The sequence below is a fragment of the Arcobacter roscoffensis genome, assembly GCF_024267655.1.
GTDB classification, from domain to species: Bacteria; Campylobacterota; Campylobacteria; order Campylobacterales; family Arcobacteraceae; genus Arcobacter_B; species Arcobacter_B roscoffensis.
This window is the reverse complement of the sequence record NZ_CP100595.1, coordinates 976,981-989,237: the sequence shown is the minus strand read 5'-3', so window position 1 is coordinate 989,237 and position 12,257 is coordinate 976,981. Positions and strand designations below refer to the sequence as shown.

Sequence of the window (12,257 nt, the reverse complement as noted above, 5' to 3'; positions counted from 1 at the left end):
AAATGAATTACTAAAATAAAGGGATAAATTATGATATTAAGATTAACTGTTGTAGTTTCATTATTAATTGGAACTTTATTTGCTAAGGAGAATAGTATGAGTATTTATGATTTTAAAGTAAAAGATATAGAAGGAAAAGAGATTTCCATGTCAAAATATAAAGACAAAGTTCTTCTAATAGTAAATGTAGCTAGTAAATGTGGTTTTACTTCTCAATATGAAGGCTTAGAAAAACTTCATGCAAAATATAAAGATGAAGATTTTATGGTTTTAGGTTTCCCATCAAATCAATTTGCAAACCAAGAACCAGGAACAAATGAAGAGATAAAAGAGTTTTGTACACTAACATTTGGAGTAAAATTTGATATGTTTTCAAAGATTGATGTAAATGGTGATAATGAACATCCTTTATATACTCATCTAAAAAAAGAGGCTTCTGGAATTTTAGGAACAGAAAGCATAAAATGGAACTTTACAAAGTTTTTAATTGATAAAAAAGGAAATGTTATTGAAAGATATGGTTCAACAACAAAACCTTTAGAAATAGAACCAAAAATAAAAGAACTTTTATAAATAGCTTTTTTTAGAACATTTTAGATATATTTCCTTTTTTATAAAAAGGATTTATTATCGAAGATTTTATTAGCCCTATAATTGATTATTTAAAGATTATGTCAAACTGGGAAGCAATAGCTATGAGTTTATCTATTGCTTACCTACTTCTTGCTATTAAACAAAATTTATGGTGTTGGGTAGCTGCATTTTTTTCAACCCTTATTTATGCAATAATATTTTTTGATGTAGCACTTTTAATGGATAGTGCTTTAAATGTGTACTATTTAGTTATGGCACTTTATGGTTGGTACTCATGGAGATATGGAAATAAACTAAAAGAAAAAGAACTAGTTGTAACTAGTTATGGAATAAAGAAAAATATCCAAATAATCATAGTTTTAAGTATCATATCTTCAATATTTGGTTTTATCATGGATACATATACTCATGCTGATTTTGCTTATATTGATTCTTTTACTACAGTTTTTGCAGTGTTTTCTACATATATGCTAGCAAAAAAAGTACTAGAAAACTGGATTTATTGGATAGTAATAGATGCTATTTCTATTTACATTTATATTCAAAAAGATTTAAATCTAACTGCTGTTTTATTTGCAATTTATACTGCCCTTGCATTTGTAGCATACTTAAAATGGAAAAGAGATTATGAATATCAAAAAGCTTAAAGAGTATAAACTTTTTGGAAATCAAGAGCTTTTAGATTTAAAAATTCTTGAAAATCAAGGAGTTTGCAATACTATTTATAAACTTCAAACTTCTAAAAAAACTTATAGTATAAGAGTTTTTAAACACACCCATACACAAAAGAAAAAAAGAGAAATTGAATTTAAGATACAAAATAAAGCTTATAAAAAAGATATAGGTGCAAAAGCCTATATCTTAGATAAAAAAAATTCTCTAATGATTTGTGATTTTATAAAAGGTGAACATAAAGAAAAACTCACAAAGGCTAATATAAAAGCTGTAGTTAAAACACTTAAAAAGCTTCATAGTATAAAAATAAAGAAAAAGCCTTATGATTTAAAAAAAGATTTTAAAAACTATGAAAAGTTATTTAAAGATAGAAAGATAAAAACTCTTGCTAAAGAGTCTTTAAAACAGCTTCACACTCTTAAAAGATATAAAAAAGATTTAGTTTTATGTCACCATGATTTAAATCAGAAAAATATACTTTTTAATCAAAATAAAGCATTTTTTATAGACTGGGAGTTTGCTTGTATAAATGACAGGTTTTTTGATCTAGCAGCTTTATGTATAGAGTTTAAACTAAATGATAAACAAGAAAAGTATTTATTAAAAGAGTATTTTAAAAAAGTAAAAAAAGAGCATAAAGAAAAACTAAAAGCATACAAAAAAATCTGCACTAATCTTTGGATTTTGTGGTTTGAAGCTTTAAAAAAGTGATAACTGACCTCTTGGTTCAGGCTGTTTTTTAACTACCTTTTCAATACACGAAGGCTTATCAAAAAGAACTTTATTTACATCACTTGATACTTCATAAAGTTCTAGTTTTGAAGAATCATAGATTTTAAATAAAGAGTTTACTTCTTTTAAATCATCACTTTTAAGCCAAGTTGAAAAATCTTTTTTTTCTAAAACTACTGGCATTCTGTGATGAATCTCTCCCAACTTATCATTTGCATCACAAGTTATCAAAGCAAGAGTTACAATATTCATATTTAACTGCTCTTCAAAATACTCGTCCCAAATACCAGCAACAGCTAAATAATCCTCTTTCATATCTTTTACAAAAAAAGGTGTTTTTTCTTTATCTTCAACTTGCCACTCATAAAAGCCATTTATTGGAATAATACATCTTTTGAATCTAAAAGCTTCTCTAAAAGTCTTTTTTTCATAAATACTCTCACTTCTTGCATTTATATTCATAGAAGATTTTGAAGTAGCCCACGAAGGTAAAAAACCAAAATGAGTATATAGATAGTTGCCATTATTTAAAAGTGCAGGTATTGGAGTAGTTGGCGGAATATTGTATCTTTTTTGTAAGATACCTACCATATCATTTTTAATCAAATGTTTTGAGTCTTCTTTAAAAGACTTATCATCAAAAATAGCTAATCTACCTGGCAAAACTTTTCCTTTTTTTATGAAATATTAATAGTATTTAACTGTAATTAGCCTTATTGGAAAGGTTTTAAATTTTATTTCAAGTTAATAGAATATACTAAAATTATTAAATAATTTTTTTTGAGGTAAAAATGAGAAAAACACTAGTTTATATAGGCATTATAGCCCTATTCCTTACAAGTACTATAACTGCAAATACTATAGAATATTCAAAAACCTATAAAAATGAAGTTTTAGTAGGTTTCTATGGTAGACCAAATAGTAAATCATTAGGAATTTTAGGAGAAAATAATATTAATGAATTAGTTATTAAAATGAGAGAAAAGCAAGAATACTATAAAAAAGACTTAGAACTTTTTAATAAGGACTTAGAAGTAAAAATGGCTTTTCATATTATTCATTCTCTTGCAACAAAAGACCCAGGAAGAAGAAATGACTACCTTTTAGGAATGAGTGAAAAAACTGTACTAAAATATATAAAAAGAGCCCAAAAAGAAAACTTTGCAGTGATTTTAGATGTACAACTTTCAGTAAAAACTCCCAAAGAAGCTGTAGAACCACTACTTAAGTATCTAAAATATGAAAATGTACACTTAGCAATTGACCCAGAGTTCAAAATCCCAACACATAGAAGATACCCACCAGGAAAATATGTAGGTCATGTAAAAGCAAAAGAGTTAAATGAACTACAAGAGTATGTAGGTTCATACCTAAAAGAAAATGATATTAAAACTCCTAAGAAAATAATAGTTCATATGTTTCATAAAAGAATGTTAAGACAAAAAAATGAAGTAAAAAACTATGAAAACATAAAACTAATCTACAATATAGATGGACATGGACAAGCAGGAGTAAAAGTTAAAATCTACAATGCCTTGTATGCAAGAGAACAAACAAATAAAGCTATAGGTGGATTTAAAATCTTTTATAACAATGATATAAAACCTTTAATGACACCAAAAAAAATACTTGGTTTTGAAAATGTTGGAAGTCAAATAATTGAAGAACAACCTTATTATATAAATTATCACTAAGAATTAAATTTTATATTAAAATACTATTTACCCATTGTCAGATATAATATCCTTACAATTTAAAGAGGAAACTTCAATGGGTCAAGAAAATATAATTAAAATCAATCAAAACAACCTAGTAAGAATACTAAAAGATAATCATAAAAATAAAAGCGATACTAGGTTTGTTTTTCTTTTAGGTGCAGGTGCTTCTGTACAAAGTGAAATACCATCTGCATCAAAACTTGCGAAAGAGTGGATTGAAGAAATAAAAGAAGATTTGAAAGAAGAGTTTGAATCATGGAAAAAAGAAAATAAAATTGATGAAAAAAACCCTGCTTCTAAATATACAGAGATTTTTAGAAAAAGATTTGAATATAACCCTCAAAATGGCTATGAAACACTTCAAAAGATAATGGAAAATAAACAACCAAGTATTGGATACACTATTCTTTCTCAAATTTTAGAAAATACAAACCATAACTTTGTAATAACAACAAACTTTGACTCATTGATTGAAGATGCTCTTTTCTTATTTACATCAAAAAGACCTTTAGTATGTGGACATGAATCTCTTGCTAACTTTGTACAGTTAAATTCTACTAGACCTACAATTATAAAAGCCCATAGAGATATTCTTTTGGATCCATATAATAGTCCAGATAATACCTGTGAACTTGAACAACCACTAGAACAGGCACTAAAACCTATACTTGCTAATTCACCTTTAATAATCATAGGTTATGGAGGAAATGATAAAAGTATTATGAATTTTCTAAAAAACTCTACAAGAAAGGAAATTTACTGGTGTTTAAAAAATACTGAAAATATTCCTCAAAATATAAAAGAAGTTTTAAAAGGAAATGATAAAATAGTAAAAATAGAAGGCTTTGATGAGCTGATGGTTTCTTTGCAAAAAAATGTCTACAGTTTTGAATCAATAGAATCCTTGTCTAAAGATGATGATTCAGAATCTCTTATTGTAAAAAATGCTTACAAAAAAGTAAAAATCTATAAACAGCAATTATCTAAATTTATGGAAGAAGTAAAAGAATCTACTTCAGAAGAATTTAAAGAAAATGCTAAATCAATACTGCCTAGTTGGTGGGATTATGAATTAAAAGCACAAAAAGAAAAAGACATAAATAAAAAACTTGATATTTATAAAGAAGCAGAAATTGCATATCCTAGAAGTTTTGAACTTCAAGAAAACTGGGGAAATATGTTAGCTAATTTAGCAAAAAAAACAAATGATAAAGACTTATTTAATGAAGCTTTAAAAAAGTATGAACGCGCTTCCATTTTAAATTCAAAAGAAAGTCATATCTATTATAACTGGGGAGTCACATTAACTGATTTAGCAAGAATAGACAATAATGAAAAATTATATAAAAAGGCTTTAGAAAAATATAAATCTGCTTCAATTTTAAATCCTAAAGATGAATCTATCTTTAATAATTGGGGAGTTGTATTAATTGACTTAGCAAAAATAAACAACGATAAAAATTTATTTAGTCAAGCCTTTGAAAAATATGAAAAAGCAATAGAATTAGGTGGAGGAAAATATAATTTAGCATGTCTATATTCTGTAAAAGATGAAATAGATAAAGCCTTAGATATTTTAGATAAATCATTAAAAGATGATGAAATCACAAAGGATTTTGTTTTAGAAGATGAAGACTGGGCTCATTTACTTGATGATGAAAACTTTCAAAAAATAATTAGTAAATATAAATAAAGGTTTTGTTTAAACCTTTATAATTCTTGTAAAGCATTTTTTGGATATTATTTCAAAATGCAATTAGAAGAGAAACTTAAACAACTCCCAAACGATGCTGGGGTATATCAATACTTTGATAAAGATGGTCATTTACTTTATATAGGAAAAGCGAAAGTACTTAAAAATAGAGTTAAATCATACTTTAAATTTACTCCAAAACTTCTTCCATCAGATAGACTAGGTCCTAGAATTTATAAGATGATTACAGAAGTTGTATCATTAGAATGGATTGTTGTTCCAAATGAGCATGATGCTTTAATTTTGGAAAACTCTTTAATAAAACAGTTAAAACCTAAATACAATATTCTTCTACGAGATGACAAAACCTATCCATATATTATGGTTGATTATAATGAACTTTTTCCAAGACTTGAAATAACAAGAAGAGTTTATAAGGGTAAAAATATCAAATACTTTGGTCCCTACTCTACAGGTGCAAAAGATATGCTTGACTCTATTTATGAAATAGTTCCACTTGTACAAAAAAAATCATGTGTAAAAGGAAAAGAAGCTTGTCTTTTCCATCAAATCAAAAAGTGTCATGCTCCTTGTGAAGGTAAAATCTCAACTGCTGATTATGGAAAAGTTGTTGAAGAAGCCTTAGATTTTATATATAATAAAGCAAAGCTTATTTCAAAACTAGAAGAAAAAATGATGCAATACTCAGAAGAGTTTAGATTTGAAGAGGCTATGAAGCTTAGAGATAGAATAAAAACCATAGAAAAGTCTCAAATTAAATCAGGAATGGATTTAGCAACAAACGAAGACTTAGACCTATTTGCTATAAAAGCAAGCTCAAAAAAAGCAGTAATAGTAAGAATGTTCATAAGAGATGGAAAACTAGCCTCATCTTCTCATGATTTTGTAAAGCTTGACTTTTTAGAAGATAATTCAAATATAGATTTAAATGAAGCCTATAAAAGAGCAATTGTAAATTATTATGACAATGAAATACCACTTTTACCAAAAGAGATTTTAACAGCTCAAGAAGTTGAAGATAAAGAAGAGATAGAAGAGTTTTTAAAAAATAGATTTGAAAGAAATATTAGTATCATTAATCCTCAAAGAGGAAAGAAAAAGACACTACTTGAAATAGCTTTAAATAACTGTGATGAACTACTTAGAATTGAATCATCAAGAAACCAAACTACTATTTATGATGAGTTAAAAAATCTATTTAAGCTACAAACACTCCCTTACAGAGTTGAGTCTTTTGATAACTCTCATATGATGGGACAAGCTACTGTTGGAGCCATGGTTGTGTGGAATGAAGAGTTAAACTCTTTTGATAGAAAAGCCTTTAGACACTATAATCTTGAATCAAAAGATGAATACTCTCAAATGAGAGAAATGCTAATGAGAAGAGTTGAAAGTTTTGAGAAGAACCCTGCGCCTGATTTATGGGTTATTGATGGAGGTGAAACTCTACTAAAACTTGCTTTTGATATAGTGCAATCAGTTGGTGTTAACCTTGATATAATTGCTATTGCAAAAGAGAAGGTTGACGCAAAAGCCCACAGAGCAAAAGGTGCAGCAAAAGATATAGTTCACTATAAAGATAGTGATGGAACAATAAGAAATATAAAACTAAAAACAAGTGACCAAAGACTTCAATTTGTTCAAAGACAAAGGGATGAAGCCCATAGATTTGTAATCAACTTTCATAAAAAACAAAAAAGAAAAGAAGATAAACAAATTTCACTACTTCAAATAAAAGGTATAGGTGAGGCAAAAGTTAAAAAACTTCTTTTATACTTTGGGGAGTTTGAAAAGATTAAAAATGCATCAGTTGAAGAACTAAAAGAAGTTATAAATGAAAAAGATGCAAACTTAATACATAATTATTTTAGAGAAAACGGGGAATAAATTTTGGCAAAAATTTTATTAAGTAAAGAAAACTTATTTCACAACCTGGAAATAATCAAAAATCATGCAGGAAATAAAGATAAAGTAGCCGTAGTACTTAAAGACAATGCTTACGGTCATGGTCTTTTAGAGATAGCCACTATGGCAAAAGAGTTTGGAATAAAAAAAGCAGTGGTTAGGACATATGAAGAAGCCAGTAAAATAGAAAAATTATTTGACTATATATTAATCCTAGCTGAAACAAATTTCCCCACTTATTCACACTCTTTTCACATAGCTTTAAACTCCCTAGAAAATATTAGTAATCTACCTAAAGATGCCAATGTTCATATCAAAGTAGATACAGGAATGCATAGAAATGGTATATCAAAAGATGAGCTAGAAGAGTGTATTCATGGATTGTGTAAGAATAATGTAAACATTACAGGAGTCTTTACACACCATAGAAGTGCTGATGAGTTATCAACTGAGTTCTATTGGCAAAATGAGAATTTTAAGGATGTTAAAAGAATAGTTGTGAACTTATGTGAAAAACTTTCACTTGCACTTCCAAAGTTTCATTCTTGCAACTCTTCTGCTCTATTTAGACATAACCACTTTGATGAAGATTTTGCTAGAGTTGGAATAGCCACTTATGGTTATATTGAAAATAAAAAACCTTTAAGGGTACCAGACTTAAAGCCTGTATTATCTCTTTGGGCAAGTAAAATTTCAACTAGAAAAATAACTAAAGGTCAAGCTATAGGATATGGTGGAACATATATCGCAAAAGAAGATATGATAGCTTCAACTTATGACTTAGGTTATGGAGATGGTTTTTTAAGAATAAATGAAAAAAATAAATACTTTACGCCTAAAGGTTATAAAATTTTAGGAAGAGTATCGATGGATAATTTATCATTAAATAGTGATGATAAAGAAGTATGTATTTTTGATGATGCAAATGATTTAGCAAAAATTCATGATACTATTTCTTATGAAATCATAACAACACTTAGTACTCAAATACCAAGGCAAATAGTTTGAGAAAAGCAGTTGTTGCTCTAAGTATTTTATCAAACTTTCTATTTGCAACAACAAACTATTATAATGAAGCCTTAAAATACATCAAAAACAAAGATATAGATAAGGCCTACACTTTACTCTTACTTTCAAAAGAAAACAAAAATCTAAATGCTTATTATACTTTAGGAAAAATATATTTATCAAAAAAAACTAAATACTATGACAAAATAAAAGCTTATAATAGCTTCGTATACGCAGCAAATAAAGGTCATGCAAGATCACAACTAATAGTAGGAAAACTTTTCTTACAAGGGCTTACAACACCTAAAGACTACGATAAAGCTTTATACTATTTCAAAGAAGCCTCAAAACAAAAAGAGTATAAAGCAAACTGCTATATTGCTTATATGTATGCAAGTGGAAAAGGTGCATTTCCAAACTTTGGAAGAGCCCATGTATTTGCTAAAAAAGAGTATGAAAAAGGCAATAAACTATGTAAAAAAGTTTGGAAGGATTATAATTTGGCTAAATATCCAAAAGATAAGGGTTGGAATATTGGGAATTATAATAAGCCAATAGAATAGCTTTTAAAAGCTAATATCTTTTAAGATATACTCTATATTGTTTTCTTCTAAATAATCTACAAAAAGTTGAAAATACTCATCAACCTCAGCACTTTCATATCCAGCAAGAAAAATCACAACTTTTCTTTTTTCACCTATAAGTTTAGGTAAAGAAGCAAAATCTAAATGACTTGGCATTTTTTTCATAATATCAATTAAAGCATTTTCACCACAAGAAGCTGTTAAAACTCTTTTATATTTAGCAGTACTTTTTGGATATAGTTTATCTAAAGCCTCAACTACCATACTTTGACTCATTGAAGGAAATCCTGGTGTAAAGAAGAATCTATCTTCTAAATAAAACCCTGGTATGTCATTTACTACATTTTGAAGTAATTTTGCATTTATAGGAAGATATGCCATATTTATTCTATGAGGATATGCTTCTTCTTTGAATCTACTCTCTATTTTTCTTTTTGATTCTTCTTGAAATTCCATCTTAGAATCAGTAAAAGCTTTAGCAGCTATTTGTCTAGTATAATCATCAGGAGTTGAACCAATACCTCCAAAACAAAACATAACAGAGTTTTTATCAGCTTTTATAAGATTAAAGATATTTAGCATTAGCTCTATGTCATCTTCTATTACAAAAGAGGCTTTATGTTCCCAGCCTCTTTCTAAAAGTTGTTCATTCAAAAAAGAAAAATGGGCATCTTTTCGTCGCCCATTTAATAGTTCAGTTCCAATAATAACTGAGTAGAAATTAACTTTTTTAGTCATTAGATTTGAGATTGAATAAACTCATTCATTTCAAGTACAATCTCTTCAATAGTTCCCTCACCTGAAATTACTTTATGTAAGTTTTTCTCTTGATAAAACTCTTGAATCTCTTTTAATGGCTCAGTATAAACTCTCATTCTATTTAAGAATACTTCTTCATTATCATCAGCTCTTACAACTTCATCTTCTTCTGCTCTTCCTAGAACTCTTTTAAAAGCTGTATCTTTTGATACTTCTACTTCAATAACACTTGATAATTCAACTTCTTTTTCATTTTCCAAGTATTTATCCAGTTCTATCATTTGCTCGTTTGATCTTGGATAACCATCAATAATAACTACTTTTGTTGGAGCATTTTTAATAGCATCTACTATAGTTTCAATTGCAATATCAATAGGAACAATAAGACCTTTTGAAATAAAAGAGTCTATTAATTGTCCTCTATCGCTACCACTTGCAACTTCAGCCCTAAACATACCACCAGCAGAATAGTGTGTAATATCTTCATGTTTTTGTGCAATTAGTTCAGCATCAGTAGTTTTTCCAGAACCTGGAGCTCCAATGATTAAAAATAGTTTTTTCATATATTGATTTTCCTTGAGTGTATTTAAGTTTTTTAATAATGAGATTTTATCAAAATTGTTATTAAATCAAAGGTAAGAAATACCTTTGATTTAACTACTATTCCATTAAGAGTTATCCTTGCATTCCAGAACCAAACTCTCTTTTCTTTGTTCCACCATAGTGATTGAATCTATGTTTTTCAATAACAATCTCTTTTTGTTTCTCTTTTCTTCTTGGGTCTTTTTCTACAAAGATTTTTTTCTTTGTAAATGGATCAAGACCTGTATAATACATCACAGCTGAGTAAGTTCCAGGTGTTGGTGTAAATACTTGCGCTTGCTCTGGATTCATTTTAAGTTCATTTGTAGTGAAGTCTTTTAGTTCCTTCATATGCTTCTCTTCACATCCAGGGTGAGCTGCGATTAAATAGTATGTTAAGAACTGTTTTTTACCTGATTCTTTATTTAATCTATCATACATCTTTTTAAAATCAATAAGTGTTTGTTTTCCTGGTTTTCCCATATGATGAAGTACTTCATCACTTGTATGTTCTGGTGCAACTTTCATTTGACCTGAAATATGATGGTCAACCATCTCTTTTAGATACTCATAACCATGCTTTTTATCAGCAGTAATTAAATCATATCTAACCCCAGAAGCAACAAAGGCTTTTTTAATTCCTGGAATTTCTCTAATATCTTTTAGAAGTTGTATGTTTCTGCTATGATCAACTTTCATTGTTCTACAAAGTCTGTTTGCATCTACACATCTTTTATTATCTACACAAGTTCCAAGTTTCATTTTCTTTTTACATTCATAACCATACATATTAGCAGTAGGTCCACCAACATCAGAAATAATACCTTTGAAGTCTTTCATCTTAGTAAAAGATTTTGCTTCTTCTAAGATGTTTTTTTCACTTCTTGTTCTAATAGTTCTACCTTGATGAGCAGCAATAGCACAGAAGTTACACTCTCCCCAACATCCATGATGTGTCATAATTGAAAACTTAATAGTCTCCAAACACTTAACTTTTCCATCTTTTTTATGGAAAGGATGTGCATCTCTTTGATAAGGGAAAGATGCGATTTTATCCATCTCCTCTTCTTCCATATGGTCACTTGGTGGATTTTGGATTAAGTATCTAGTATCAACTTTTTGATAAAGTCCTTTTGAGTATATTGGGTCATTATTATCATAAAAATCTCTAAAAAGATCTATATATTTTTCTTTATCATCTAAACAGTCTTGATGTGATGGTATCTCTTTGAAGTTTTCACCAGTAGGTTCTTCTTTTGAAATATAGCAAAGTCCTCTAATACTTCTTGGATCTCCACCCTCTCTTAAAGTATTTCCTAAATCAATAATAGCTTGTTCACCCATACCGTAAATCATGTAGTCAGCTTTTGAATCAAACAAAATTGGTTTTCTAAGCTTATTTGTCCAGTAATCATAGTGAGTTAATCTTCTAAGACTAGCTTCAATTCCTCCAAGTACAACTGGAACTGTATTTTTAAAATGTCTTCTAATTAGATTTGTATATACTAAAGTAGCTCTATCTGGTCTTTTATCATTTTTTCCACCAGGAGTATAATCATCAGAGTTTCTAAACTTCTTAGTTGCAGTGTAGTTTGACACCATTGAGTCAATACTTCCACCACTTACACCCCAAAAAAGTTTTGGTTCACCTAATCTTTTAACATCTACATCAGAATCAACATCAGGTTGCCCTATGATTCCAACTCTTAATCCTATATCTTCTAAGATTCTTCCAACAACTGCAATTCCCATGAAAGGAGAGTCTATATAAGCATCTCCTGTAATTAGGACAACATCAAGTTCATCCCAACCTCTTTGTTTCATTTCTTCTTTAGTAGTTGGTAAAAAATTATTTGGTTTTTTATTGTGGCTCATTATATATTCTTTTAAATTTATTTGTATTTATATTTTTCGTATTGTGCCACAATATGTTTTAACATATACTATAAAGGAGCACTATCATTTTTACAAAGGGAATACTTACAT

At 28.4% G+C, this 12,257-nt stretch carries 12 protein-coding genes; 8 read left to right on the top strand and 4 right to left on the bottom strand.

What is annotated here, in order from left to right; genetic code table 11:
* Window positions 1–96 precede the first annotated feature (96 nt).
* The 3 genes from NJU99_RS04875 to NJU99_RS04865 all read left to right on the top strand — a co-directional run bounded on the left by NJU99_RS04875 (window position 97) and on the right by NJU99_RS04865 (window position 1,980).
* Window positions 97–573, top strand: coding sequence for a glutathione peroxidase (locus tag NJU99_RS04875; protein WP_254578076.1), 477 nt, complete (start codon window positions 97–99; stop codon window positions 571–573).
* A gap of 98 nt (window positions 574–671) precedes the next feature.
* Window positions 672–1,241, top strand: a complete 570-nt coding sequence (pnuC, locus tag NJU99_RS04870) for a nicotinamide riboside transporter PnuC (protein WP_254577604.1) — start codon at window positions 672–674, stop codon at window positions 1,239–1,241.
* Entirely contained in the window at window positions 1,222–1,980 is a 759-nt protein-coding gene (locus tag NJU99_RS04865) for a phosphotransferase (RefSeq protein ID WP_254577603.1), read from the top strand. The genes pnuC and NJU99_RS04865 overlap by 20 nt, the downstream gene beginning before the upstream one ends.
* On the opposite strand, the gene NJU99_RS04860 is transcribed toward NJU99_RS04865, so the two are convergent.
* Window positions 1,969–2,664: an SOS response-associated peptidase gene (locus NJU99_RS04860; RefSeq protein ID WP_254577602.1), complete on the bottom strand. Its 696-nt coding sequence runs from the start codon at window positions 2,662–2,664 to the stop codon at window positions 1,969–1,971. The two genes, NJU99_RS04865 and NJU99_RS04860, sit on opposite strands and share 12 nt — an antisense overlap.
* A 128-nt stretch (window positions 2,665–2,792) precedes the next feature.
* Here NJU99_RS04860 and NJU99_RS04855 point away from each other — a divergent pair, with 128 nt between their 5' ends.
* The 5 genes from NJU99_RS04855 to NJU99_RS04835 all read left to right on the top strand — a co-directional run bounded on the left by NJU99_RS04855 (window position 2,793) and on the right by NJU99_RS04835 (window position 8,909).
* The gene (locus NJU99_RS04855; RefSeq protein ID WP_254577601.1) at window positions 2,793–3,695 is read left to right on the top strand and encodes a hypothetical protein; all 903 of its coding nucleotides are present in this window, start codon (window positions 2,793–2,795) and stop codon (window positions 3,693–3,695) included.
* Window positions 3,696–3,771: 76 nt separating this feature from the next.
* Complete coding sequence (locus NJU99_RS04850; RefSeq protein WP_254577600.1) at window positions 3,772–5,412, top strand: TPR end-of-group domain-containing protein; 1,641 nt, start codon at window positions 3,772–3,774, stop codon at window positions 5,410–5,412.
* 57 nt (window positions 5,413–5,469) lie between these two features.
* On the top strand, window positions 5,470–7,320 hold the full coding sequence (gene uvrC / locus NJU99_RS04845; RefSeq protein ID WP_254577599.1) for an excinuclease ABC subunit UvrC: 1,851 nt from the start codon (window positions 5,470–5,472) through the stop codon (window positions 7,318–7,320).
* Between the two features lie 3 nt (window positions 7,321–7,323).
* On the top strand, window positions 7,324–8,346 hold the full coding sequence (locus NJU99_RS04840; protein ID WP_254577598.1) for an alanine racemase: 1,023 nt from the start codon (window positions 7,324–7,326) through the stop codon (window positions 8,344–8,346).
* Window positions 8,343–8,909 carry a tetratricopeptide repeat protein gene (locus tag NJU99_RS04835; RefSeq protein WP_254577597.1) on the top strand — a complete coding sequence of 189 codons (567 nt, stop codon included), beginning with the start codon at window positions 8,343–8,345 and terminating at the stop codon, window positions 8,907–8,909. The genes NJU99_RS04840 and NJU99_RS04835 overlap by 4 nt, the downstream gene beginning before the upstream one ends.
* A 3-nt stretch (window positions 8,910–8,912) precedes the next feature.
* On the opposite strand, the gene NJU99_RS04830 is transcribed toward NJU99_RS04835, so the two are convergent.
* From NJU99_RS04830 to NJU99_RS04820, 3 genes are all read right to left on the bottom strand, one after another.
* A complete protein-coding gene (locus NJU99_RS04830) occupies window positions 8,913–9,668 on the bottom strand; it encodes a competence/damage-inducible protein A (RefSeq protein WP_254577596.1) in 756 nt (251 codons plus the stop codon).
* Window positions 9,668–10,252, bottom strand: coding sequence for an adenylate kinase (locus NJU99_RS04825; protein ID WP_254577595.1), 585 nt, complete (start codon window positions 10,250–10,252; stop codon window positions 9,668–9,670). Before NJU99_RS04825 ends, NJU99_RS04830 begins: the two co-directional genes overlap by 1 nt.
* A 112-nt stretch (window positions 10,253–10,364) precedes the next feature.
* On the bottom strand, window positions 10,365–12,146 hold the full coding sequence (locus NJU99_RS04820; RefSeq protein WP_254577594.1) for a YgiQ family radical SAM protein: 1,782 nt from the start codon (window positions 12,144–12,146) through the stop codon (window positions 10,365–10,367).
* Window positions 12,147–12,257: the final 111 nt, after the last annotated feature.

Coding starts and splice junctions, on each gene's coding strand:
- NJU99_RS04850 (WP_254577600.1), top strand. CDS start 3,772: ATGGGTCAAGAAAATATAATTAAAATCAATCAAAACAACCTAGTAAGA.
- NJU99_RS04830 (WP_254577596.1), bottom strand. CDS start 9,668: ATGACTAAAAAAGTTAATTTCTACTCAGTTATTATTGGAACTGAACTA.
- pnuC (WP_254577604.1), top strand. CDS start 672: ATGTCAAACTGGGAAGCAATAGCTATGAGTTTATCTATTGCTTACCTA.
- NJU99_RS04825 (WP_254577595.1), bottom strand. CDS start 10,252: ATGAAAAAACTATTTTTAATCATTGGAGCTCCAGGTTCTGGAAAAACT.
- NJU99_RS04820 (WP_254577594.1), bottom strand. CDS start 12,146: ATGAGCCACAATAAAAAACCAAATAATTTTTTACCAACTACTAAAGAA.
- NJU99_RS04865 (WP_254577603.1), top strand. CDS start 1,222: ATGAATATCAAAAAGCTTAAAGAGTATAAACTTTTTGGAAATCAAGAG.
- NJU99_RS04855 (WP_254577601.1), top strand. CDS start 2,793: ATGAGAAAAACACTAGTTTATATAGGCATTATAGCCCTATTCCTTACA.
- NJU99_RS04875 (WP_254578076.1), top strand. CDS start 97: ATGAGTATTTATGATTTTAAAGTAAAAGATATAGAAGGAAAAGAGATT.
- uvrC (WP_254577599.1), top strand. CDS start 5,470: ATGCAATTAGAAGAGAAACTTAAACAACTCCCAAACGATGCTGGGGTA.